General features: G+C 54.4%; 25 protein-coding genes and 1 tRNA gene. 23 read left to right on the forward strand and 3 right to left on the reverse strand.

The window, feature by feature from the left end; genetic code table 11:
• The 13 genes from HYT79_07870 to HYT79_07930 form a co-directional block, all read left to right on the forward strand.
• Nucleotides 1–1,896: hypothetical protein (locus HYT79_07870; protein MBI2070509.1), on the forward strand; the 1,896-nt coding region annotated here is incomplete at its 5' end.
• On the forward strand, nt 1,893–3,398 hold the full coding sequence (locus HYT79_07875) for a LysM peptidoglycan-binding domain-containing protein (protein MBI2070510.1): 1,506 nt from the start codon (nt 1,893–1,895) through the stop codon (nt 3,396–3,398). The genes HYT79_07870 and HYT79_07875, both read left to right, overlap by 4 nt.
• The gene (locus tag HYT79_07880; protein MBI2070511.1) at nt 3,395–4,258 is read left to right on the forward strand and encodes a hypothetical protein; all 864 of its coding nucleotides are present in this window, start codon (nt 3,395–3,397) and stop codon (nt 4,256–4,258) included. Before HYT79_07875 ends, HYT79_07880 begins: the two co-directional genes overlap by 4 nt.
• A 16-nt stretch (nt 4,259–4,274) precedes the next feature.
• A complete protein-coding gene (locus tag HYT79_07885; GenBank protein ID MBI2070512.1) occupies nt 4,275–5,501 on the forward strand; it encodes a response regulator in 1,227 nt (408 codons plus the stop codon).
• 33 nt (nt 5,502–5,534) lie between these two features.
• Nucleotides 5,535–6,077 carry a peptide deformylase gene (def, locus tag HYT79_07890; protein MBI2070513.1) on the forward strand — a complete coding sequence of 181 codons (543 nt, stop codon included), beginning with the start codon at nt 5,535–5,537 and terminating at the stop codon, nt 6,075–6,077.
• Nucleotides 6,074–7,003: a methionyl-tRNA formyltransferase gene (locus HYT79_07895; GenBank protein ID MBI2070514.1), complete on the forward strand. Its 930-nt coding sequence runs from the start codon at nt 6,074–6,076 to the stop codon at nt 7,001–7,003. The genes def and HYT79_07895 overlap by 4 nt, the downstream gene beginning before the upstream one ends.
• 2 nt (nt 7,004–7,005) lie before the next feature.
• Nucleotides 7,006–7,911, forward strand: coding sequence for a zinc metalloprotease HtpX (locus HYT79_07900; protein MBI2070515.1), 906 nt, complete (start codon nt 7,006–7,008; stop codon nt 7,909–7,911).
• Nucleotides 7,912–7,925: 14 nt separating this feature from the next.
• Entirely contained in the window at nt 7,926–8,915 is a 990-nt protein-coding gene (locus tag HYT79_07905) for a PASTA domain-containing protein (protein ID MBI2070516.1), read from the forward strand.
• Nucleotides 8,916–8,932: 17 nt separating this feature from the next.
• On the forward strand, nt 8,933–9,646 hold the full coding sequence (gene rpe, locus HYT79_07910; GenBank protein ID MBI2070517.1) for a ribulose-phosphate 3-epimerase: 714 nt from the start codon (nt 8,933–8,935) through the stop codon (nt 9,644–9,646).
• Between the two features lie 58 nt (nt 9,647–9,704).
• Nucleotides 9,705–9,953: a 30S ribosomal protein S16 gene (rpsP, locus tag HYT79_07915; GenBank protein ID MBI2070518.1), complete on the forward strand. Its 249-nt coding sequence runs from the start codon at nt 9,705–9,707 to the stop codon at nt 9,951–9,953.
• Between the two features lie 28 nt (nt 9,954–9,981).
• Nucleotides 9,982–10,695, forward strand: coding sequence for a tRNA (guanosine(37)-N1)-methyltransferase TrmD (gene trmD / locus HYT79_07920; protein ID MBI2070519.1), 714 nt, complete (start codon nt 9,982–9,984; stop codon nt 10,693–10,695).
• A gap of 6 nt (nt 10,696–10,701) precedes the next feature.
• Entirely contained in the window at nt 10,702–11,115 is a 414-nt protein-coding gene (gene rplS / locus HYT79_07925; protein ID MBI2070520.1) for a 50S ribosomal protein L19, read from the forward strand.
• Nucleotides 11,116–11,142: 27 nt separating this feature from the next.
• Nucleotides 11,143–11,532, forward strand: coding sequence for a YraN family protein (locus HYT79_07930; GenBank protein ID MBI2070521.1), 390 nt, complete (start codon nt 11,143–11,145; stop codon nt 11,530–11,532).
• Here the strand turns inward: HYT79_07930 and HYT79_07935 are convergent.
• Nucleotides 11,510–14,008 (reverse strand): fused MFS/spermidine synthase, encoded by a 2,499-nt coding sequence (locus tag HYT79_07935; GenBank protein MBI2070522.1) that lies wholly within the window; start codon nt 14,006–14,008, stop codon nt 11,510–11,512. The genes HYT79_07930 and HYT79_07935 overlap by 23 nt on opposite strands.
• A 194-nt stretch (nt 14,009–14,202) precedes the next feature.
• On the opposite strand from HYT79_07935, the gene HYT79_07940 reads away from it, so the two are divergent.
• The 8 genes from HYT79_07940 to HYT79_07975 are packed head-to-tail and all read left to right on the forward strand — an operon-like array spanning nt 14,203 to nt 20,421.
• A complete protein-coding gene (locus HYT79_07940) occupies nt 14,203–14,748 on the forward strand; it encodes an Rrf2 family transcriptional regulator (GenBank protein ID MBI2070523.1) in 546 nt (181 codons plus the stop codon).
• Nucleotides 14,735–15,484: a Fe-S cluster assembly ATPase SufC gene (sufC, locus tag HYT79_07945; protein ID MBI2070524.1), complete on the forward strand. Its 750-nt coding sequence runs from the start codon at nt 14,735–14,737 to the stop codon at nt 15,482–15,484. Before HYT79_07940 ends, sufC begins: the two co-directional genes overlap by 14 nt.
• Before the next feature lie 30 nt (nt 15,485–15,514).
• On the forward strand, nt 15,515–16,930 hold the full coding sequence (gene sufB, locus HYT79_07950; protein MBI2070525.1) for a Fe-S cluster assembly protein SufB: 1,416 nt from the start codon (nt 15,515–15,517) through the stop codon (nt 16,928–16,930).
• Nucleotides 16,930–18,081, forward strand: coding sequence for a Fe-S cluster assembly protein SufD (gene sufD / locus HYT79_07955; protein MBI2070526.1), 1,152 nt, complete (start codon nt 16,930–16,932; stop codon nt 18,079–18,081). The genes sufB and sufD overlap by 1 nt, the downstream gene beginning before the upstream one ends.
• A complete protein-coding gene (locus HYT79_07960) occupies nt 18,081–18,410 on the forward strand; it encodes a Rieske 2Fe-2S domain-containing protein (protein ID MBI2070527.1) in 330 nt (109 codons plus the stop codon). Before sufD ends, HYT79_07960 begins: the two co-directional genes overlap by 1 nt.
• A gap of 10 nt (nt 18,411–18,420) precedes the next feature.
• Nucleotides 18,421–19,632 (forward strand): cysteine desulfurase, encoded by a 1,212-nt coding sequence (locus HYT79_07965; protein MBI2070528.1) that lies wholly within the window; start codon nt 18,421–18,423, stop codon nt 19,630–19,632.
• The gene (locus tag HYT79_07970) at nt 19,632–20,114 is read left to right on the forward strand and encodes an SUF system NifU family Fe-S cluster assembly protein (protein ID MBI2070529.1); all 483 of its coding nucleotides are present in this window, start codon (nt 19,632–19,634) and stop codon (nt 20,112–20,114) included. The genes HYT79_07965 and HYT79_07970 overlap by 1 nt, the downstream gene beginning before the upstream one ends.
• A 1-nt stretch (nt 20,115) precedes the next feature.
• Nucleotides 20,116–20,421, forward strand: a complete 306-nt coding sequence (locus HYT79_07975) for a metal-sulfur cluster assembly factor (GenBank protein ID MBI2070530.1) — start codon at nt 20,116–20,118, stop codon at nt 20,419–20,421.
• A 12-nt stretch (nt 20,422–20,433) separates the two neighbouring features.
• Here the strand turns inward: HYT79_07975 and smpB are convergent, their stop codons facing one another.
• Entirely contained in the window at nt 20,434–20,898 is a 465-nt protein-coding gene (gene smpB, locus HYT79_07980; protein ID MBI2070531.1) for an SsrA-binding protein SmpB, read from the reverse strand.
• A 27-nt stretch (nt 20,899–20,925) separates the two neighbouring features.
• Here smpB and HYT79_07985 point away from each other — a divergent pair.
• Nucleotides 20,926–21,007, forward strand: a tRNA-Leu gene (locus HYT79_07985).
• Nucleotides 21,008–21,132: 125 nt separating this feature from the next.
• Complete coding sequence (locus HYT79_07990; protein ID MBI2070532.1) at nt 21,133–21,909, forward strand: hypothetical protein; 777 nt, start codon at nt 21,133–21,135, stop codon at nt 21,907–21,909.
• On the opposite strand, the gene purB is transcribed toward HYT79_07990, so the two are convergent.
• Nucleotides 21,906–23,216, reverse strand: a complete 1,311-nt coding sequence (purB, locus tag HYT79_07995; GenBank protein ID MBI2070533.1) for an adenylosuccinate lyase — start codon at nt 23,214–23,216, stop codon at nt 21,906–21,908. The two genes, HYT79_07990 and purB, sit on opposite strands and share 4 nt — an antisense overlap.
• Nucleotides 23,217–23,219 lie beyond the last annotated feature (3 nt).

Genomic DNA, 23,219 nt, shown 5'->3' on the forward strand with positions numbered 1-23,219 from the left:
CTGGGCTCCACCGCCACCTTGGCCAATCCTCCCATCACCGAAGTCTCCACCTTCAGCGCGGTCAACGTCTCCTCGCTCGCCTTCCAATGGCAGGCCAACAGCAATCCAACCGGCACTGTTTATATCGCAGAAATTTCAAACGCTGATACTTTTCCTGCGGCTCTGACGTTTTCTTCCGCCACCCTGCTCACTCAAGCCTCGTTTAGCGGCCTGGTATCCAACACCACCTACTTCGCCCGCGCCAAAGCAAAAAATCATCGTGATATTAAAACGATTTATGCCGCGCTGGGTTCAACCATCACCAAAGCCGGGCCGCCAGGCGCAAGCGCGTTCAGCGATGTCACCCCAACGGCGCTGCGCGCCAATTGGACGGCCAACGATAATCCGTCCGGAAACACGCTCTATATTACGGAGATCGATGATAACGCCGCCTTTGCGTCCATCGACCAAACCAAAACCACCACGGCTCTGCTAGCCGACTTCACCGGCTTGGCGGTCAATGCCACGTATTACAGCCGGGTTAAAGCGCGCAATTTAGACGGCACAGAAACCTCTTACACCGAACTCGGATCAACCTCTACCTTGGCCAATCCCCCGTCCACCGCCGTGACAACCATCCTGAGCGTTTTCAAAACTTCGATGACCGCAGCCTGGGACGCCAACGCCAACCCGCCCTGGACCGTCTACCGGGCTCAAATCAGCACGGATGCCGCGTTCGGAGCAATTTGGGACAGCCAAACAACCCTGTCCCATGCGGTCACGTTTTATAACCTGACCCCGCTTCTTTTCCACCATCTCCGCGTCAAAGCCGTCAACAATCGAAACATCAAAACCGCGTACACGGTGCTGCCCGGGACAAGCACGCTGGAAAATATCGCGCCCAGAGCGCCGGCGGGATTAAACGGTTCGTGGGGCAAACAATTCACATTATCCTGGAGCCCGGTCGTCAACAATGCCGACGGCTCAGCCACCGACGATTTAAGCGACTATTTCATCTATCGATCAACGTCCTCCGGCGGCCCTTTTGATTTTCAAATCCATGTGTCCTCTTGGATCAATTCTTGGACCGATCCCAATTCCATCGCTTATTCGGCCTATTACTATAAGGTCCAAGCCATCGATTTCAATCACAATACCAGCGAGCTTTCCAACGCCCTATTAAGCGCCCAAGACATCAAAACCGAAATCCTGGCCTCAGACGGGGGCATGACGCTTTTGATCCCCTCGCATCTGTTGACCAAAGAGGGCTCCCAACTCGGCGAAGACATCGCGGTCAGTTTGACGCGGCGCAATGATCAGGAAACCGGAAAAGCCCTGACCAGTTATGAGATCGTCGTGACGACTCCGGCCGGGCAAAAAATCGAACACTACCGTTTTGCGGGACCCGTGGAATGCGTTTTTAAAATACCGGTTCAAGGATCGGGTCTTTTTCAAGCCGCGGCCGAGATCAGCCCATCGGACATCAACAATACCGGGGTCTTTTATTTCAACGGCGCGGAGTGGATTCGTTTATCGAGCTCCATCAACGCGCAAGAGAAAACCGCGCAAACCCCGACTCAACGCACTGGCCTCTACGCCCTTCGCAGCACGCTGGGCGCCACGGAATTCACCATCCTTGGTCTTGAGCCCCGAAAAATTTTCACTCCGGCCGGAGCGCCCCCAAATAATCAACTCGCCATCCGTTTTGCCAACCCCAAAGACAGTCAGGTCAGCGAAGCCAGGATTTACAATTTGCGCGGCGCCTTGGTGGCGCAAATGAGCGTTTCCAGCGACGGCACGGCCTATGTTTGGGACGGCCGGGATTCAGAGGGGAATGCGGCCCCCGGCGGCGTTTATCTGTACCAACTCAAAGCCGAAGGAAAAATATTCAACGGCACGGTGGTGCTGGCCCGATGAAAACAAACTGGCGGCCGTCGTTGAAGATTCCGACGATGCTGCTTTTGTTTATGGCGTTTTCAACGCCTGAACTTTACCCCGCGTTCGAAGAAAATTTGCCCGGAGCGCGGCCCTCGGCCATGGGCGGCGCGTTCGCGGCCATTGCAGATGACGCGCACGCTCCGTTCGTCAATCCCGCGGGCTTGGGCTTCATCGAGCATCAAGAATTCGCCAGCGGGTATTCGCGGTTGTACCTGGGGCTTTGGGATTCCTCCAATCTGGGCACGGGCTTTTTAAGCTATACCCGGCCGCTGCACCGGCGCAGGAAACACATGGGCACCATCGGCGCAGGCTGGATGAATTTCAGCCTGGTGCAATTCTACAGCGAGGACACATTCGCCCTGGCTTACGGAAAAGAAATTTGGCCGTGGGGCCTGCCCAAACTCTATGGGGGCGCCACCCTAAAAATGCTGAAAACAACTTTCAAACTCGGCGCCGATCCGACGGCAGGGGCCAATCCTTTTTTCAAAACATACGGGACCCAGGCTTCGGCCCTAGGCTTGGATCTCGGCCTGTTGTACCGGGGCCTGCCCGGTTATTCTTTGGCTTATCGCAGCGCCAACATCAACAGCCCTGATATCGGCTTAAAAGACCCGGACCCGATCGCGCCCATCCATGAATTAGGCTTCGCCCATCACCGGCCCCAAGCCAATATCGCCATTCAACTGTTCCGGCAGTTGAACGAGCAAAGCCTAAAGGCCGGGGCCGAGCGCTGGGTATTTGACGGCCGCATCGCGGGCCGGGCCGGATTCATTTTCGGCAATCGAAGCGTGCGCCAAGTCACCGCGGGATTCGGATTGCGGGCTAAATCCTTCGCCTTGGATTATTCCATCAACCTGCCGCTTTCCGGCATCGAATCCACGAACGGCAGCCATCGGGTGTCCATCAGCGTTCCTTTCGGGGAGCGTCCTAAAAAATCATTGACGGCCCAAGCCGAAGCCTTGACGCCCGAGGAATCCGCTATTTTGACCGAAGAATTGAATAAAGCCAGAACCCAATTGAGGGAAAAGGAGGTCCGCTTGCGCCAGCTGGAATCCGCGCTCGAGCGCTTTGGGTATACATTCGAGGCCGGCATCCATGCGTCCACGGCCAGCGCCGCCTTTGGGGCTTCGGCCGCGGAACTCGAGGCTCTTAAAACCCAGCTCAAGGGCATTCAGGAGCTTTTGGAAACAACGCGCCAGGAAACAAAGGCCGCCAGGGAACGCGAGCGCGCGGCTTTAAAAGCCTTGGAAGAACGCCAAATAAAGGCCGAGGAACAACGGGTTCCGGCGGCTGACCGTATGCATTTGCATACGGTGAAAACCGGGGATACGCTCAAATCTCTGGCCCGCGAATATTACGACGATGAGTCGCAATGGACCAAAATTTACAAAGCCAACGAAGGCCGTTTGCGCCGCGGCGGTGAAACCACACCGGGGCAAATTTTAATCATCCCGGCTTTAAATGAGGAGGCCAACCCATGACCCTATCCGATACGCGCTCTTTAGCACAGCTTCATCAAGAGGTCGCGCAATTGACGCGCGAACGCGCGGCCCTGCTTCAAACCGTTTCCGAACGCGAACGGGAAACAGCCGCCCTCAAAGAACACCTCCGGCGCCTTGAAAAAAATGTAACCGGCGTGAAAAACGAATTGGAGCGCCAGCAATCAGACGGCAATGAATTCATCCATGAACTGGCCTTAAATATCGCGCATCAGGTTCGCAATCCTCTGGGCATTATCCAAGCCTCGGCCGAAGCCTCCTTGCAGAACAAATGGATTTCAAAAAAAGAAACGGCGCGACAGCGGGCTGTTCTGGCTTCAGTGGCTTCATTAGCCAAACGCCTGGAAGAAATCATGGATTTTTGCCGCCCGCTTCATCTCAACCGAGAGAGCTGGCCGGTCAAACGTTTGTTGAAAGAAATGTCTTTGCTCATCACCGGACATTGCCGGGCCCGAGGCATCGAATTAATTGAAAATCTTCCGGATGAAGGGCTTGTCGCTTCGGCCGACCGTAAACACGTCAAAATTGCGCTGCTGAATATTCTCTTTAACGCGATCGAGGCCATGCCCGGCGGCGGGCGCCTGGCCATTGGAGCGGCCCCTCGAAGCAGCGAACTGGCGGCTGTTATTATTCGAGACACGGGCGCCGGCATACGGCCGGAACACCGCCCCATGCTTGGGCACCCTTTTTTCACCACCAAGCCGGGCGGCGTAGGATTGGGCCTGGCCATTGCCAAACGCATTATCCGCGCCCATCAAGGCGAATTGCGCATTGAAAGCATACAAGGGCAAGGAACAGCGGTAGAATTAACGCTGCCGGCAGGCGTCGCGGAAAAAACGTAAGGGCAAGCCCTAAACGATGGCAAAAATTTTAATCATCGATGACGAAGCGGATATGCGCCTGGCCATGCGCCAACTTTTAGAGGAGCTCGGCCACAGCGTGCTTGAGGCGGGGGACGGCTCCTCGGCCCTGGGCGCCTTGGATCAAAACCCGGCTGATTTGGTGCTGCTGGATTTGCGCCTGCCGGGCATGGACGGCGTGGAAATTCTGGAAAAAATCAGGAAGCGCTCCGCGGACTTGCCGGTATTCATCATCACCGGTTACGGGCATGAAGAAGCCTTGCGTCAGGTCATGAGTCTCGGGGCCACGGATTGCTTCACCAAGCCGTTCCATAACCGCGATTTAGCCGCGGCCATCGAGCGCACGTTGTCCGAACGGCAATTAAAAACAAGCCAAAGCCTGTACGAACGGCGCCTGGCCGAAAAACTATCCCCGCCGCCCGAGCGCCCGACAACGGCCCCGCTCCCCCAAGGAACAGGCAAAAAATCATTTCAAAAAAATTTAATCCTTGCGGCGCTTGCCGGATTCATGCTGGCTGTTCTCACCATCGCAGCCCATCGCTTCATCAATCGCGACCCGATGAAATCCTACCCCTTGGCCTCGAAGCATCCTTCGGCCATGGTCTGGAGCAATGATCGGCTTTGGGTGGCCGACTGGCTTGACGAAGAAATTCATCGCTACCGCCTTGAAGGGAAAACCTTGGTCCTCGAAAAAACCTACCCGGTCAAAGGCATTCACCTTTCGGGCCTGGCCATTGCCGGAGAATTCGCATTTACCGCGGATTCCTGGAAAAAAGTGATTTATCAGCACCGAATCGAGCCCTCTTTTGAAATCATGGACATCTTCCCCTCGCCGGGTCCCTCCCCTTCCTGCCTGTATTTCGACGGCGAACGCTTGATCAGTGCGGACAGCCAGGAGCAAAAAATTTACTGGCATCATCAACCGCCCAAAACCATCGAGGCCGCCTTTCATTCACCGGCGGCTGCGCCGGTGGCCATCGGCAAAGACGGCAACAAACTCTTCCTCTTGGATGCGGAAACATCCACCATCATCAAAACCCAAATTTCTCAACGCTTGGACACCCTGGCGACGTTTAAGTTTCCTCTGCTCGATCAACGCAGCCCCGTGGGCGCGGGCGCCTTCGCCAACACATCGCTCTGGATCGGATGGGAAGGCTTGGACACCGTCCTGCGCATACCGAAAAATCAATGGAACGCGCCGACGGCTTGGGCCCATTCTCAATGAAGAATCCCCGACGCAAATACTAAAATACCACCCATGGCTGTTTTGCGCATCACCAAGTACCCTGAAAAGGTTTTAAAGACCAAGTCCAAAAAAGTGGAAGGCTGGTCGGATGAGTTGAGCAAACTGGTCGAAGACATGTTCGAGACCATGTACGCGGTCAGCGGCGTGGGCTTGGCCGCCAATCAAATTGGCATTCCGCTTCGTCTGGCGGTCATCGACGTTCGCCCGGGCGGGCAATCCAGACGCTTGGTCCTTATCAACCCAAAACTGACGGCTTTGGAAGGCAAACAAGAGGAGCCGGAGGGCTGCTTGTCCTTGCCCGGCATTTATAAACGCCTAGGCCGCGCGGCCAAGGCGCGGGTTTTGTGTTATGACCAAAAGGGCATGCCTTGGGAAATCCGGGGGACAGGGCTCTTGGCCCGCGCGCTCCAACATGAAATCGATCATCTCGACGGCAAACTTTTCGTGGACCGGCTCTCCATCATGCAAAAAGTCAACGTCCAGAAAGAAATCAAGCGCTATCAAACGATTTGGGAGCGGCAGGTCACGACCCGCCCGGCTCTCGTCGCGGATTGAAACTACTTTTTTTCGGAACACCCCAAACGGCGGCCCGGCATTTGGCCGCGCTTCATCAAGCCCGCCCCAACGACATTGCCGGCATTATCACGCGGGCCGACAAACCTAAAGGCCGCGGTCTGGAAAAAACGCCGTCTCCCGTCAAATCCCTGGCTCAGGAATTGAATTTGAGGCCGGTTTTTGAGCCTGAACAACTCGATGATCAACACGAAAAAGCGTGGCGAACCATGGCGCCGGATCTAGGCGTTGTCGTGGCTTATGGAAAAATTCTGCCCAAACGCATCCTTGAAATCCCAAAAAAAGGTTTTATCAATGTTCATTTCTCTCTGTTGCCCAAGCTGCGCGGAGCGGCCCCCGCAGAATACGCGATTCTGGAAGGTTTGGACGTAACCGGGGTCACGATTTTCTGGCTTGATGAAGGCATGGACACAGGCCCGATCTTAATCCAACGGGGAACGCCGGTCAAACCTGAAGAAACCGCGCCTGAACTTTTGGAGCGTTTAACGGATATCGGGACCGAACTTTTGCCTGAAGCATTGACGCTGATCGAACAAGGCAGGGCTTTGAAAACTCCTCAAAACGAGTCTTTGGCCACCTATGCGAAGCGTTTAAACAAAAATGACGGCCAACTCAATTGGTCGGAGCCCGCCCACGTCCTCGAACGAAAAATCCGAGCTTTTTCAGCCTGGCCCACTTGCCGGGCCACTATTGAAGGCCGTCCGGTTCAAATTTTAAAAGCCAAGGCCGGCGCTGACCAGCATCCCGGAGAGGGAGGCGCCGGCGAAATCACGCGCATTGAGCGCCCTCTTGGGTTTTTCATAAAATGTGGATCGGGCGAATTAATGATTCACGAGTTGCGGCCCGAAGGCGGCCGCGCCATGTCCGCCTGGGCCTTTCTCCAGGGGATCAAAGGGAGGCAACCTTAAATATGGCATTTAAATACTTTCGAACATTCTTGCTAATGCTGGCCTTAACCGGCCTGATGCTCTTGGTCGGCGAATTAGCGGGCGGACGCGGCGGCCTGATGATGGGTCTGGTTTTTGCCGTGGCCTCCAATCTGATCGCCTACTTTTTCTCGGATAAAATCGTCTTGGCCATGTACGGAGCCAAACCGGCCTCCAAAGAAAAATTCCCCGATCTTCACGATATGGTTGCTGAATTGGCCCAAAAAGCCAATATCCCCGTGCCCAGGGTCTATATCATCCCGGGGCCCATGGCCAATGCGTTTGCCACGGGAAGAAATCCGGCGAATGCGGTCGTGGCCGTGACCGAGGGCATTATGCGCGTGCTTTCCCCGCGCGAACTGCGCGGGGTTTTGGCCCATGAAATTTCCCATGTTCTGCACCGGGATATTTTAATTTCCACCATCGCCGCTATTTTGGCGGGCGTCGTCTACACATTGGCCCGCATCGCGCAATGGGGCATGTATTTCGGCGGCGGACGCAGAAACGATGAGCGCGGGGGACACCCCTTAGCCACTCTGGCTGTGGTCATTTTCGCTCCTCTGGCGGCCATGCTCATTCAAATGGCCGTTTCCCGAAGCCGGGAATATGAAGCGGATCGCGGCGGCGCGGACCTCTGCGATGATCCCCTGGCCCTGGCCGATGCCTTGGTCAAAATCCATCAGGCGGCGCGGGCCGTGCCCTGGCAGCCTAACCCGACTACGGCCCATCTCTTAATCGCCAATCCCTTAAGAGGAGAGAGTTTGATGTCGTTGTTCTCAACCCATCCTCCGGTCAACAAGCGCGTAGAACGTTTAAAAGTGATGGCCGAACGCCTGGGCCTTCAATCCCGCAAAACCGGGGGCCCGGAATTCCCCAAACTGATTTATTGATCGACGCTTGATTCATGGACATTATTAAACGGTTGCTGGGGTGGTGGCTTCTCTTCTTGCTTCAAACCGCCGTTGTCCTTGGCGCAGGTTACGGAGCCCTGGAATACCTGATGCGCTCCATTGTCCATGCCAGAAAAGAAGTCGAGGTTCCGGATTTAAGGAACAGGCCGCTGAATCAGGCCATCACCATCGTCTCGCGCCTGGGCTTAGCCATGGCCAAGGAAGCTGATGAATACGCCCCGGATTTACCGGCGGGCGCGATTTTAAAACAGCACCCCTTGCCCGGCGCCAAAGTCCGCGAAGGGAAAATCATCCGCGTGGCTGTTTCCTTGGGCAGCGAAAAAATAGCGGTTCCTGAATTAATCGGCATGCCGCTGAGAAAAGCGGAAATCGAAATCCGGACGGCCCAACTGGCGCTGGGGGAAACCGCTGAAATTTACTCGCTCAAGCAGCCCAAAAGCTATGTGGTTGATCAGGACCCAAAGCCGCTGGGCTTGGCGGAAAAGGGGGAATTAATCAATCTGACCATCAGCCTCGGCGAACCGCCGGCGGATAAACTGATTGTGCCGGATTTCACGAATAAAGACGCTGAAACGGCCATCGCCTGGGCGAACAATAACGGGCTGGGCTTTCGCGTGCACGAGGAATGGAACGCCGCAGGCGCGGCCGACCGCAATGTTCTCAAACAAAACTTAAAACCCGATGCTGTTTTAGACAAAAACTCAAACCTCACGCGGACCACCCTCGAGCTGACCGTGGCCCGCAACTTGTCGTCGTCTCCGGAGGGCCCGGTCATCGAATTCACGCTGCCGGCCAAGCCCCTGCGCGACCGGGAAGTCGTCTTCAAAATGCTCGGCAAGGGCGGCGAAAAACAAATCTTTCACGGACGCGCCGGGCCGGGTGAAAAAGTCCGCGCGCCGGTCGGCCAAATCGCGGCGAAAGAGCAGGCCCGCATCAGAATTTATCTGGACGGGGTTTTCACCGAAGAACGCACTCTAAAATAAACGGAGGAATCATGCCCATGGCCCTTGAACAAACATCGAAACAGCAAAACCCCAAACGTGAATCCAAAATCATCCTCGCCGCCAGCATTTTGGGCGCCGATCCTCTGAATTTGGAACGCGATTTAAAACGCGCCGAAGACACCAAAGCCGTGGAATGGGTTCAAGTCGACGTTATGGACGGACATTTCACGCCCAATTTGTCCTTCGGGCCCGACGTCGTCGCTCAAATCAAAAAGAAAAGCTCTTTGTTCGTGGACGTTCACTTGATGGTGAGCCGCCCCAAAAACCTTCTCCCCGTGTTCGCGGAAAAAGGCGCGGATTTGATCACCGTGCATTTTGAAGCCGACGATCCGGCCGAGGAATGCCTGCAATTGATACGCAAGCTCGGCAAAAAAACTGGTTTGGCCTTGCGGCCGGATACGCCGGTCGACCGGACCAAGGAATTGCTGCCCCTGATCGATCTTCTACTGGTCATGACCGTTAATCCCGGATTCGCAGGACAAAGCTTTATCGAAGAATGCGTCCCCAAGGTAGCCCAAGCCAGCGCGCTCCTGGGCGGCTCCGGCCCGCGCTGGCTCGAGGTGGACGGCGGCATCAGCGAAACGACCATCCCAAAAGTCGTTCAAGCCGGGGCCAATGTGCTGGTAGTCGGGTCGGCCTTGTACCGGGAAGACCCCAGCCGGACGGTCCCGCGCCTGGTTGAGGCTATTCAAAAAACTCTGGGAAGGTGAATCGAGCCCGCCGTGAAACGCGGTTTCATGATATAATGATTATCCCTAGGAGAAATTAATGGTTGCTATTCGTTTTCAGAGGATCGGTAAACCCAAAGCGGCTCATTTCCGGCTTGTGGCCGTTGAATCGACGCGCGGAACCAACACTCCTCCCCTTGAGGTTTTGGGCTCATACAACCCCAAAGCCAAAGACGGTGAGAAAGTCAAAAACTTCAAAAAAGAGCGTCTGGACACCTGGATTAAAAACGGCGCCCAGCTTTCACCCGCAGCCGGCCGTCTTCTGCGCAAAGAAAAAATCCTCAACTAATCAGCAAACGGCCCGGCGGCCGGTGCTGATGAGTCCAATCATGCGCTTTGAAATCCTTTCTCTTTTTCCGGAAGCTTTCAATTCTTTCCTAAAAACAAGCTTAATCGGCAAAGCCATCCAGAGCGGCCTGATTTCGATCCACGCTCATAATATCCGCGACTTCGCCCAGGGCCCGCACGCTCAGGCGGATGACCGGCCTTATGGCGGCGGTCCGGGCATGGTTTTAATGGCCGAACCCATTTACCAAAGCCTGACCTTCGTGAAAAAAAACTGCCTCGCCAAACTTCAAAAGAAACCGCTCGGCCTCATTCTTTCCCCTCGCGGAACGCGGCTGGGCCCGGAATCGGCCCGACGTTTAGCCGGACAACGAGCCCTTGTTCTGCTGGCCGGCCACTATGAAGGCGTGGATGAGCGGGTCAGGCCTTATTTCGACGGGGAACTTTCTATCGGCGATTTTGTGACCATGGGCGGCGAAGTGCCGGCCATGGCCGTCATCGAGGCTGTTGCCCGATTCGTCCCGGGGGTGATTAAGGAAGCCGAATCCCTGGTCGAAGAATCCTTCTCCATCCATGAGGGCAAAAATCAACTTTTGGAATGGCCGCAGTACACACGCCCTTTGCTGTGGCGAGGCCGCAAAACACCCCGGATTCTCCTAAGCGGACACCATGCTCAAATTAAAGCCTGGCGCAGGGCCAAGGCCCTTTCGCTGACCCATCAACGACGCAAGGATTTGCTAAAATAGCCCGTCATGAGACAGTTTAAAAACGCCAATGTCGGCGATACGATCCGCGTCCAATTCAAAATCATCGAAGAGGGCTCGGAACGCATTCAAACCTTTGAAGGCACGCTGATCAAAGTCCGGGGGTCCGGCGTCAGCCAGACCATGACCGTTCGAAAAATTTCCTTCGGCGTGGGCGTCGAACGCATTTTTCCAACGGCCAGCCCGCGTTTTGCGAGCATGACCGTCGTCCGCCGCGGCAAAGTCCGCCGCTCCAAGCTTTATTACATGCGTCAGCTATCCGGCAAAGCGCATACCGTGGCTTTCCAGGAAGACGATAAAACTCCGAAAGCCTCCAAAGAAGTCGCCGCCGGCGTTAAAACAACACCGGCGGAAACCCCCGCTAAAACGGAAGTTTCCCCCACAGCCACATCCGCTTCGTAAGGGTAACGCCCGCTTCCCAAAATTTTCATGTTTGAACGATTGTTCTCCCGCTCGTCTAAATCCAAAGGCCGGCAAGGAGAACGTTTGGCCGAATCCTACCTGACACAAAAAGCGGGCTTGACGATTTTAAATCGCAATTGGCGCTGCCGGTCCGGAGAATTGGATTTTGTGGCCCAAGCCAAAAACGGCACCGTGGTCTTCATCGAAGTCAAATCCAGAACGAGCGATCAAGAGGGCGCCTGGCAAGCCGTCAACAAAACCAAACAAGCGCGCTTGCAACGCCTGGCTCAGACTTATCTTCACTTTAGGGGCCGCTCCATGGAAACACCTTGCCGATTCGATGCCGTGGCCGTTGACTTGAGCAACGGAAGCGTGGAGCACTTGGAAAACGCTTTTATCGCCGAGAGCGATTTCTAGACCCTGCTTTTTTTCCTGGGGCCAACCGCGTAAAATTCTTGAAACCGTCCGGGTATCGCTGCATTTTCGCCGAAGCTAAATTCCTGTTGATTTTTCTCTGCTCACCGGTCATATAAAGACTCTTCGGCGCTGAAAATTCAAGAATCGGCCGGTCGTCGGTATTTAAATCGACGCGCCCTCCGATATAAGCGCGCAAATCATCGTTGGCCAGCATGAAATCCTCCATCAAAAAAGGATACGGCTGATTGAGCCCCAGGGGGGTTAAACTGGCGACCGCCGCCGGGGTTGCGGCCAGCGCCCGGCTGATACGTTCATAATCGATATCCCAATCGCCGTTGGCGCCCACGATCAAAAAATCCACATCCCGAATATTAAAAAGCTGGGCATTGGGAAAAACATTCAAAAACGTAGCCAGCACCATTTTGAAGTCTTTTTCGCTCATGGAATAGCTGTGGAACCACTGGCAGAAAATGCCCCCCGGCGCCAAGGCCCGCCTCGCCAATCCAAATGCTTCGATGCTGTAGAGATTTGCCACACCCGCGATCCAAGGATTCGACGGTTCCGAGACAATCACGTCGTAACGCTCTTCGGTGGAGGCCAGCCAATGCCGGGCGTCCGTCAAATGAAACCGCATTTTTGGATTGAGCAAAACATTATTGTTTTCTTTGCGAAAATACGGCGCCGCGGCCAACACGGCCGATTCAATCTCAATCTGATCAACGCGCTCCATCGCCGCCCCTTGAACCACCGCGCCGGCGCTGGTGCCGCTGCCGAAACCGATGACCAGCGCTTTCGCGGGATTGGGGTGGAGAAAAAGGGGCAAATAGCCGACCATGAGCTGGGTCTCCATGTCGCGGCGCGACGAAGCGTCGGTTTTGCCGTTGGTCCGCAAATACCGATTGCCCGACGGCTCCTCAAAAACAGCGATCGTCGCGGATATTCCATCCTTATAGAAGAGAAGCCGGTCCTCCTCTAGGGTATCGACAAGTTCGCGAAAGGAAATTTTATGGTCGTAATCTTCGGCATAAACAAACATGCCGGAACTCATGATCGTTTTATTCCATCGCGGCGCCACGGCAAACAACCCCGCCAGCAGCCCCAAGGCGCCGACCGGCGCCCATGTTCCGATCAGACGGCGCCTCGAGTAATGAAACGAAGCCGCCAAAAAAGCAAGGGCGTTGACGCCCAGCCCCAACAATAGCGTGCGCTCAACGCCGATTGAAGGAATCAGCAAAAATCCCGCCAACACGGAACCCAGAATCGATCCAATCGTGTTGGCTGCGTAAAGGCCGCCCAATCGGGACCCCTCGCGCCCGCTGGTCTCCACCACGGCCAAGGCCCAAGGCAAAGACAAACCCATTAAAAATGTGGGCATAATCATGACCAGGGCGCAACAAATGAAATGCCCGCCTTCCAAAAAATAAAAAGATTTGGACAAAATCGGATAAATATGCACGAAAAGATAAGGCAAATAACCCAACACAACGATCGAGGCCAAGGAAAAGCCGGCAATCCCATATTGAACCCAGCCTAAACCGGCTAAATTCACGAAACGCCGCTTGGACATCCACTGGAAAGCCGCGCTGCCCAAAGCCAACCCAAGAAGAAATGTAAACAGCATGATGGTAAAAGCATAGATCGACGACCCTAGAACCAAGGCCAAGGCCCGGGTCCAGCCCACCTCAAAAAGCAAGGCCGCAAAACCGGATAACCCGACAATCACGCAGACCCTGGCATAACCCGGCCGCGGAGCATTTTCCAAAACGTCCTCAGGAGCAGACGCGGAATCGTCCCCCTCCGCAGGCATGCTCTTCTCCATTTGATACGAACGCCAGGCAATGCCTGCAGCCAGCACATTAAGAAAAGCGGCGAAACGAAGCGACCAAGCAATGCCTAAATACGGCGGCAAAACCAAACCGGCTAATAATGTGCCCAAAGCAGCCCCCGCCGTATTGGCCCCGTAAAAAGAGGACATGTTTTCCGAAGCCCGGTGGGCCGTTTTTTTGGCCCAAACCACGACCAGGGGAAGGGTCACGCCCATTAAAAAAGTAGCCGGCAAAAGCAACGCGAACAAAACCACGAACCACCCCAGGCTTTGATACCAGAACATCCATTGCCCGATGCCCAAATAATTAAGCGCGGATTCCACCATGCGGATCATGGGCCCGGATAAAACGCCCAGAAACGCAAGCCCGATCTCGGTGATGGCATAGGCTTGCAGGAGAGACCGCCCGGACAAAAAACTTTTCGGCAAAAACCGCAAACGAAACGGTTGGTCCGCCCAGCGGCCGCCCCAAAAACTGCCCAACGCCAGACCGGCCATAAACGCGGCCAAAACTGTGGATACGGCAAAGGTGGTATGCCCGAAAATCAATGAAAAAAGCCGGACCCATAAAATCTCATACGTCAGCGCCGCCCAGCCGGAAAGGAAAGAGCACGCCAGCAAAAGCTCGCGAATATTCGATTTTTTCCTCATCGGTTCTGTAACTCTAACACACAAAAATGGCCGCCGCCAGAATCAAACACCGAATCCTGCTTTGCTTAAAATGCAATAACTTGATGAAAAAGTAGAGTTTTGATAAGCTGTCATTCAATCCCTCTTTTAGACATCTAACTAATCTTTACAAAATAGTAATGTTATGTTAAAATATCTCTGTAGGGATCATTAATATGAAAATCAGCTCCGCGCAAGAATACGGGTTGCGCTGTATCTTACAAGTCGCCGTGGCCAAGGGGCGCCCCGTGGACATCGGAGCCGTCGCTCAAGCAGAAGGGCTGTCAACGGCTTATGTCGGAAAACTGATGTTTTTACTACGCAAAGCCAAGTTGCTCAAAAGCTTGCGAGGTCCCAAAGGCGGCTACGTCTTATCCGCCGCTCCGAAAGAAATCACCATGTCCTTGGTCATGGCTGCTTTGGCGACCCATCCTAAAAACGATCTGGAGGTCTGCCGTCAATTCCCCGGAGAAAAAAAAGAATGCGTTCATATGAGCGGCGTCTGCAGCATCAGGAGCGTCTGGCATGCCATTTATCAGGAAATCTGGCGAGTTTTAAACAGCGTCACATTGGAAGATCTTTTAAATAAAACATCGATAACCATGAATACCGACGTCATGGCGGCTCTCAAGGCTTCGTCGGCCATGTCGCCGGGAAACGCCCCGGGCGCTGGGGATAATTCTAAACAAGAAGGAAAGGAGTTAAATCATGACCTTGCTTGAAGTTAAGGACTTGTGGGTCAATGTTGACGGAAAAGAAATTTTAAAAGGGTTGAATCTGACCGTTGAGGAAGGACAAATTCATGCGCTGATGGGCCCCAATGGTTCGGGGAAATCAACCCTGGCTTTTGTCGTTGCCGGACACCCTAAATACACGGTGACGCGCGGCCGAATCATTTTCAAAGGCGAAGATTTGCTGAACCTCAAACCAAATGAACGGGCGGCCAAAGGCGTTTTTCTCGCCTTTCAATACCCCGTAGCCGTGCCCGGGGTGACCGTGGCCAATTTTCTGCGCCACTCATTGAAGGCTCTGGGCCGGGAAGCCGAGCTTAAGGATTTTCGCAAAATCGTCAAAACCAGATTGGCCGATTTAAAAATCGAGGAAGCGTTCATGTCCCGGGCCGTCAACGACGGATTCTCGGGCGGTGAAAAAAAACGCCTTGAAGTGCTCCAACTGTCGATCTTGAAGCCCCGCTTGGCCCTACTGGATGAAACCGACTCGGGTTTGGATATCGACGCCTTGAAAGTTGTGGCCGGCGGCATCGAACAATTCGCCCGGGCCCCCGGCGTCGGCATGATTATGATCACCCACTACCAGCGCTTGCTGGATTTTGTGCGGCCGCATTTCGTGCATGTGCTCGTCGACGGCGCGGTGGCGGCCAGCGGCGGACCGGACTTGGTCGAAACGTTGGAGAGGGAAGGCTATGAAAAATTTCAAAAAACGCCGGTGAAGGCCTAGCCGGCGAATAAACAAAAAAGGGTAATGGAAATGGCAAAAAAAGCGAGCATCGATATCGGGAGCGAATACCTGGAAAAATACGGATTTTCCGTTCCCGAAAAGCACACCTTCCAATCAAAAAAAGGACTTTCGAAAACAATCGTTGAAGAGATCTCTCACATTAAAGAAGAGCCGGAGTGGATGAAGAAAATCCGGCTTGAAGCCTTGGATATTTTCTTTAAAAAACCGATGCCTGCTTGGACCGACAGCGAAGCCTTGTCGAGAATTAATTTTGACGATATCTACTACTACCTGCGAAGCTCCGACAAAACGGCGGAATCCTGGGATGACGTGCCCCAAGACGTTAAAAAAACTTTCGACCGCTTAGGCATACCCGAGGCGGAAAAAAAATTCCTGGCCGGCGTCACCAGCCAATTTGACAGCGAAGCGGTGTATCACTCAATTCAAGAAACCCTGACCAAGAAAGGGGTTATTTTCCTTGACATGGACTCGGGCTTAAAACAATACCCCGATATCGTTAAACAATATTTCGGCTCCGTCATCCCTTCAGCCGACAACAAATTTGCGGCTTTAAATACCGCCGTTTGGTCGGGCGGCTCTTTCATCTACGTACCCAGAGGGGTCAAAGTAGATCTGCCCTTGCAGGCGTACTTTAGAATTAACGCTAAAAACGCCGGGCAATTCGAGCGTACGCTTATTATCGCGGATGAGGGTTCCGACATTCACTATATCGAAGGTTGCACGGCGCCCTCTTATACCACCAACTCTCTACACTCGGCTGTTGTGGAGCTGATCGCCTTGCCTGGCTCGACCATCCGCTACACCACGATTCAAAATTGGTCCAAGAATGTTTTTAACTTGGTCACCAAACGCGCTGTCGCTCATGAGGGTGCGACTGTGCGCTGGATTGACGCTAATTTGGGCAGCGGCTTAACGATTAAATTCCCCTGCGTTTACTTGGTCGGCCCCAAAGCCCACGGTGAAATCCTGTCGGTGGCCTTTGCCGGCTCCGGCCAACACCAAGATACGGGCGGAAAAATCTATCACGCAGCGCCCGATACGACATCCACCATCACTTCAAAATCGGTCTCCAAAGACGGCGGCCGCAGTTCTTACCGCGGGCTTTTGAAAGTTCACAAGGGAGCCAAAAACGCCAAGTCAGCGGTGCGCTGCGATGCTCTATTAATGGATCCTGAGAGCCGTTCGGATACTTACCCTACGATGGAAGTCGAAGAACGCTCCGCTTCTATCGCTCACGAAGCCACCGTCGCCAAAATCGGCGAAGAGCAGCTTTTTTACCTGATGAGCCGGGGGCTTGATGAGAAAGCGGCCATGACCATGATCGTTAACGGGTTCATGGAGCCTTTTATTAAAACCTTGCCGCTTGAATACGCGGTTGAAATGAACCGGCTCATCGAACTTGAAATGGAAGGAGCGGTTGGCTGATGCCGCCGGTCATGGCCAATACGATCACGCCCCTAAAAAAAATAAGCGAAGAAGCCGGGGATTTGTTCGCCCGATTGTCATGGCCGGCGCCCAATAACGAACTCTACAAACGAACGGACCTTTCCCTGTTGAGGAATGGGTTTACCCCCGAGGCTAAAAATTGCCTGACCGAGCGTTCCGAACATTTGACCGGTCTTCATGAATTCGCCGAGGACCATCCGGGGCTCATCGAAGAAAAACTGGGCCGGCTGATCCCTGCCGCGCGCGGCAAATTGGAAGCCATGAACATGGCCCAAGCCCAAGACGGGATTGTTTTGCATTTGCCGGAGGGCCGGACGCTCGATACCCCCATTTTCGCGCGCTTCCATTGCTCCGGCAAAACAAACGCGGCTTTTTTCACGAGAAATCTTATTTTGCTTGGCCGCGGGTCCCGGGCGACGTTAATCGAAGACTGGAGCGGTGAATCTTCGACAACGGCGTTGACCGTCGGAGCGACTGAAATTTATCTTGAGGAAGATGCCGAATTAAATTATGTCGTCATTCAAAACTTAGGCGATTCGTTTCACAGCTTCGCTTACGAGGCGGCCCATGTCGCCGCCGGCGCGCGCCTTCATCTTTTTCACCTGGAAACGGGCGGAGCCGCCCGGCGCCTGGATATTGCCGCCGACGCTGCCGGGCCGAACGCCCAAAGCCGCATCACCGGCGCCGTGCTCGGGCACGGCCGCCAAAATTTCGACACCGTCATCATCCAACGCCATCAAGCCCCGCATACGGCCAGCGATATGCTGTGGAAGTCCGCGCTCTGGGGCCGCTCGCGCTCGAGTTTTTACGGGCTCATTAAAATCGAGCAAGGGGCCAACGGCACCGAGGCCTATCAAACGGCTAACAATCTGCTCTTATCTCAAGACGCCCAAGCCATTCCGGATCCGAGGCTCGAAATTTTGGCCGATGATGTCCGGGCCAAACACGCGGCCACGGTCGGCCATTTGGACGAAGAACAAAAGTTTTACCTGATGAGCCGGGGCTTGAACGAACGCGATGCCGAGCATATTTTAACGGCCGGCTTTATGCATGACACCGCCGGACGCCTGCCCGAGAATCAGGCTCGATGGACGGTCGCGGCGCAACTTGAGAAAATGCTGGTACCCTGATGCCCAAAATTAAAATCGCTCAAGCCGCCCAGATTCAGAACGAGCGAACTCATATTTTTACGCTGGCCGACGGCAAACGCGTCGCGCTTCGCCAAATGAATGAAACAATTTACGCCTTTGAGGACCGATGCAGTCATGACGACGGAGAAGTCGCCACCGGGCCGATTAATGAGCAGGCCGTCGTGGAATGCCCGAGGCATGGGGCCCGGTTTGATTTAAAAACAGGCAAAGCCGTGCGCATGCCGGCGATTATGCCGATCGAAGTTTATCCCGTGGAGGTCAAAAACGGTGAAATCTGGATTACAATCCCCGAAAGCGCCGCATCTTAACGGACGCACCATCGACGATATCCGCCGCGATTTCCCTTTAATCACCCAAGGCAAAGTCGTTTATTTAGACAATGCCGCGACCACGCAAAAACCCCGAGCCGTCATCGACGCGTTGGTGGAGTATTACGAAAACTACAATGCCAATGTTCATCGCGGCGTTTATGAAATTTCAGAGAAAGCTACCGATGCCTATGAAGCGGCCCGCAAAAAAATCGCTGATTTTATCGGCGCGAAAGAGACCGCCTCGATTATCTTCACCAGAAACGCCACCGAAGCGGTCAACCTGGCGGCTTATGCCTGGGGCGACGCCAATGTCAACGAAGGCGATGAAATCCTTTTGACGGAAATGGAGCATCATTCCAACATCGTGCCCTGGCAGCTTCTGGCCCAACGAAAAAAAGCCGTGATCCGTTTTGTCCCCTATGCTCCGGAAACCGGCAAGCCAAAATGGGAAGACTTGCCTTCATTGTCCTCGTCCAAAACCCGCCTCATCGCGTTCACCCATGTGTCCAATTCGCTGGGCACTATCAACCCTGTGCCGGAGCTGATCGCTCAAATCAGGCGCCTGGCGCCCGGCGCCAAAATCTTAATCGACGGGGCTCAGGGCGTGCCTCATTTGCCGGTTAATGTTGCGGCCTGGGATTGCGATTTTCTGGTTTTCTCCGCCCACAAAATGCTGGGGCCGACAGGCATCGGCGTCTTTTACGCAAAAAAAGACGTGCTGGAGGGCATGGGGCCGTTCCTGGGCGGCGGGGATATGATCAAGGAAGTACGCTTAGACGGCGCCAAATGGAATGATTTGCCCTGGAAATTCGAGGCCGGCACGCCCAATATCGCGGATGCCATCGCTTTCGGCGCGGCCCTGGATTACCTCAATGCCATCGGCTTGAAAGCCATTCATGAACATGAGGTGGCGTTAACCACCCATGCGTTGCAACGGCTAAGGGCCATTGAGGGCGTCACCTGTTACGGCACAAAAACCGCCCCGGAACGCTGCGGCGTGGTTTCCTTTAATCTTAAAGGCATGCACCCGCATGACACCGGCACGCTCTTGGCCAGGGAGGGTGTGGCCGTGCGCGTCGGGCATCATTGCAATATGCCCTTGATGCGCCGCTTGGGCATTATGGGCACGACACGGGCGAGCTTTTATCTCTACAACACCATCGAGGAAATCGATGCCCTGGCCGCGGCGATCCCCAAAATTCAGAAGGTGTTCATGTAATGGGCGCTTTTGAAGAAGACCTTTACCGCGACGTTATTCTGGATCATTTTAAAAATCCCAGGAATAAAGGCGTCGTCAATTCCCCTGATATCGAATTAACGGGAGCCAACCCTTTTTGCGGGGACGAAATTCAAATAACCGCCAAGCTCGCTGGAGAAAAAATTCAAGATTTGCGCATCAACCCCAATGGCTGCGCCATCTCCCAAGCCTCGGCCTCTATGATGGCCGAAGCGCTGGAGGGTCAATCCATCAACGAAATTAAATCCCGTATTCAGCTGTTCCGCAACAAAATGCTTTCCAATGGGACCGACTCCTGGCCCGAAGCCATGGAAGACATGGAATCATTGGAAGGCGTCAAAAAATACCCGGTGCGCGTCAAATGCGCGGTTTTGGCCTGGAATACCTTAAGCGAAGGCTTAGCCGAGTATGCGATCAAGGGAGCCGGGAACAAAGTGGCGTTGCGCCATGTTGAAGGAGAATAAAATGCCGGCCACAAAAGACATCGCCAAGGCGCTGGAACCAGTCATCGACCCGGAAATCCACTTGAGCATCGTTGATTTGGGCTTGATTTACGGGATCGATGTTGATGGCGGCAAAGTCGACGTTTTCATGACCTTGACCACGCCCATGTGCCCTTACGGGCCCATGCTCCAGGAAGCGACCAAACGCGCCGTGGAAACCGTGCCCGGCGTCACTCAAGCCGAGGTCAAGCTGATTTGGGAACCGGCTTGGGATCCGCATCAAATGTGCACCGAGGATGCAAAAATCAACCTGGGGATTATGTGGTAACTACGCTCTGCCCTATTTAATTTTGTACTTTCCCGCCATTTCCCGATCGATATCTCTACGTTTAATATCATCCCTGCGGTCAATGCCTGTTTTGCCCTTGCACAGAGCCAGGCTCAGCTTAACCCGGCCCTTCTCATTGACGTAGACCTCAAGCGGCACGGCGGTCAATCCTTTGGCTTGAATCTTGCCCATCACCCGCTCGATTTCGACTTTTTTGAGTAGGAGCTTACGCGTGCGCGCGGGTTCGGCCGAGCGCGAAGTGTCATAGGCATACGGCGCGATATGACAATTCAACAGCCAGGCCTCGCCGTTTTTAAGCACGGCGTAACTGTCCACCAACGCCACGTGTCCGCCTTTGGCGGATTTGGTTTCAGCGCCGGTCAAGACAATCCCCGCCTCCAGGGTCTCCAAAATATGGAAACGGTGATAGGCTTTGCGGTTGCTGGCTAAAATCTTCTTTTTTTCTGACTTAGACATCTCTGATAGAATAGCAGATAGAATTTCGGGCGGGTGGCGGAATTGGCAGACGCGTACGGCTCAGGACCGTATGGGGCAACCCGTGGGGGTTCAACTCCCCCCTCGCCCATGTCTTATCTAGCTGCCGCCAAACCGCAAATTGACCCTTGCGCAGCCAATAAATTCCAAATAAACTATCCCAGGTTTGGATAAATCTGGAATTTAAAATTTGAGATTCTAAGAGAGGGGGGTTGCATGTCACTAATAAAAATCGGGGAGTTGTTCAGCCGCAGCATCGCGATCGTTATTTCGCGCATCGTTCCGGTCGGCATTGTGCGGGCCATTCACGTGGCCATTGCCATGGGCGTCAGCGCCTGGGGCACCCGGGGCCTGATGAACGCCTTAAAAGACGCCACGCCGGAAGGCACCGTTGCCAACCCTCAAAACATCCAAGAAATTCTGGGCGCTCTGCCCCAGGAACAAGTGATGGATTTGGTCTTCGCTCCTCAAATGTGGATCGCGGTCGTGGTTAATATCATTATTTTTCTTTGGGCCCAAGGCGCGGCTTACCTGGCCTTATACCCGCATCCTAAAAACCCCGGCGCCGGGGAACCCAGGGCCCTGCCAGGGATTCTTTTAGGCGCGGTCGGGCTGATGTTCCCCTTGATCATCGTCAATATCTGTTATGCGGCCTTGACCATGGTGGGCCTGGCCCTTTTGCTGGTGCCCGGCGTCTGGCTGGCGGTCAAATATTCTTTTGCGCCGCTTCTGTTGGTTACCGAAGGCCAATCCGCGTTCGCTTCGTTCAGCCGCTCCAGCGAACTCGTCAGCGGTTCATGGATGGGGTTATTCGGCCGGCTTCTTGTCTGCGGCGTGGTCGCGATTGTCGGCAATATGCTTTTGAGTTTTATCCCGGTTGTCGGACCCATTGCCGCGCAACTCCTGTTTCCGCCCTTTGTTATGGCGTGGCAAATCGTCCTTTTCGAAAATTTAAAGGAAATGAAAGGGTCCTCCGTGGAAACGGCGGCCTAACTGGGTTTCTTTTTAAAGGCTCGCGCGTACAGGGCGTTCATCTGGCATAAAAAATCTTCCGGCGTCAATCGTTTTAATTTTAAGCCTTTGGGCAGATGCGCGTCATTGACCAACTCTTCGAACAAACTCCCTCCGTTATTCAGCGCGCGCAAGCTGGCCGCCTGAATCAAAGAATAGGCGCTCTTGCGCGGCACGCCCGAAGCGATTAAAACATTCAAATACGCTTGAGAATGGGTCAAATCCCCCAACAGGGCAAGATTCTTTTCGATTTGCCGTTCATTGACCACGAGTCCGCTTAACGTCTCATTCAAACGCTTCATCATAAAAGCGGCCGCATGAAACGCGTCGGGGATCATCACCCGCTCGGCCGAAGAATGGCTGATATCGCGCTCATGCCAAAGAGCCATGTTTTCCAAGGCGGCCGCCGCGTACCCTCTTAAGAGCCGGGCCAAACCGCAAAGATTTTCAGTTAAAATCGGATTTTTTTTATGCGGCATGGAGGAAGAGCCATGCTGGCCTTTGGCGAACGGTTCGGATAATTCGGCGACTTCGGTTCTCTGCCCATGACGAATTTCCACCGCGATTCTCTCGACCCAGCCGCCGACAATCGCAAGCCGGGCCAACACAACCGCATGCCGGTCCCTGGCCACCACTTGGGTCGCGGCAGGCTCGGCGCTCAAGCCCAATTTTGCCAACAGCCGCTCCTCAGTAGCCGGGTCGATCGCACTGGAGGCAAAATTGCCGACGCTTCCGGATAATTTGCCGCAGGCGATTTCCCGATGGGCCGCCTCAAACCGAGCGCAGGTTCGCCGGCCTTCGCTTAGGAACGAGAGAAATTTAAAGCCCAGCGAAGTCACCTCGGCGTGAATGCCGTGCGTTCTGGCGATGACCGGAAGGTTCCGATAGCGCAGAGCGAGCTTCTCGAGCGTCCGTAAATTTCGATCCAGGCCGTCGAGAACGACGTCCGCGGCCTCTTTCATTTGAACGGCCAGGGCCGTGTCCATCAAATCATTTGAGGTGAGCCCAAAGTGCAGGTAATTGGCGACGCCCTGAGCTCCCGGCATTTTGGCAAACACCCAATTGAGAAAGGCCGTAATTTCGTGCCGGGTTCTGGCTTCCTGTTCGCGGATGGCCGCGACATCGATAGATTTTTCGAGACGTTTCAGGCGCGCGATTTCAACGGGTTTGATGGGAAGGGAGCGGGCCAACTCCTCCAACAGCAAAACTTCGATGCGGAGGAACAAACGGAAACGATTCTCATCGCTGAAAATCCGGGTGATTTCAGGATGCTGGTAGCGTTCAATCACGCT

The sequence above is a fragment of the Elusimicrobiota bacterium genome, from assembly GCA_016180815.1.
GTDB lineage: Bacteria > Elusimicrobiota > Elusimicrobia > JACQPE01 > JACQPE01 > JACPAN01.

Coding starts and splice junctions, on each gene's coding strand:
- HYT79_07875 (MBI2070510.1), top strand. CDS start 1,893: ATGAAAACAAACTGGCGGCCGTCGTTGAAGATTCCGACGATGCTGCTT.
- HYT79_07880 (MBI2070511.1), top strand. CDS start 3,395: ATGACCCTATCCGATACGCGCTCTTTAGCACAGCTTCATCAAGAGGTC.
- HYT79_07885 (MBI2070512.1), top strand. CDS start 4,275: ATGGCAAAAATTTTAATCATCGATGACGAAGCGGATATGCGCCTGGCC.
- def (MBI2070513.1), top strand. CDS start 5,535: ATGGCTGTTTTGCGCATCACCAAGTACCCTGAAAAGGTTTTAAAGACC.
- HYT79_07900 (MBI2070515.1), top strand. CDS start 7,006: ATGGCATTTAAATACTTTCGAACATTCTTGCTAATGCTGGCCTTAACC.
- HYT79_07905 (MBI2070516.1), top strand. CDS start 7,926: ATGGACATTATTAAACGGTTGCTGGGGTGGTGGCTTCTCTTCTTGCTT.
- rpe (MBI2070517.1), top strand. CDS start 8,933: ATGGCCCTTGAACAAACATCGAAACAGCAAAACCCCAAACGTGAATCC.
- rpsP (MBI2070518.1), top strand. CDS start 9,705: ATGGTTGCTATTCGTTTTCAGAGGATCGGTAAACCCAAAGCGGCTCAT.
- trmD (MBI2070519.1), top strand. CDS start 9,982: ATGAGTCCAATCATGCGCTTTGAAATCCTTTCTCTTTTTCCGGAAGCT.
- rplS (MBI2070520.1), top strand. CDS start 10,702: ATGAGACAGTTTAAAAACGCCAATGTCGGCGATACGATCCGCGTCCAA.
- HYT79_07930 (MBI2070521.1), top strand. CDS start 11,143: ATGTTTGAACGATTGTTCTCCCGCTCGTCTAAATCCAAAGGCCGGCAA.
- HYT79_07935 (MBI2070522.1), bottom strand. CDS start 14,008: ATGAGGAAAAAATCGAATATTCGCGAGCTTTTGCTGGCGTGCTCTTTC.
- HYT79_07940 (MBI2070523.1), top strand. CDS start 14,203: ATGAAAATCAGCTCCGCGCAAGAATACGGGTTGCGCTGTATCTTACAA.
- sufC (MBI2070524.1), top strand. CDS start 14,735: ATGACCTTGCTTGAAGTTAAGGACTTGTGGGTCAATGTTGACGGAAAA.
- sufB (MBI2070525.1), top strand. CDS start 15,515: ATGGCAAAAAAAGCGAGCATCGATATCGGGAGCGAATACCTGGAAAAA.
- sufD (MBI2070526.1), top strand. CDS start 16,930: ATGCCGCCGGTCATGGCCAATACGATCACGCCCCTAAAAAAAATAAGC.
- HYT79_07960 (MBI2070527.1), top strand. CDS start 18,081: ATGCCCAAAATTAAAATCGCTCAAGCCGCCCAGATTCAGAACGAGCGA.
- HYT79_07970 (MBI2070529.1), top strand. CDS start 19,632: ATGGGCGCTTTTGAAGAAGACCTTTACCGCGACGTTATTCTGGATCAT.
- HYT79_07975 (MBI2070530.1), top strand. CDS start 20,116: ATGCCGGCCACAAAAGACATCGCCAAGGCGCTGGAACCAGTCATCGAC.
- smpB (MBI2070531.1), bottom strand. CDS start 20,898: ATGTCTAAGTCAGAAAAAAAGAAGATTTTAGCCAGCAACCGCAAAGCC.
- HYT79_07990 (MBI2070532.1), top strand. CDS start 21,133: ATGTCACTAATAAAAATCGGGGAGTTGTTCAGCCGCAGCATCGCGATC.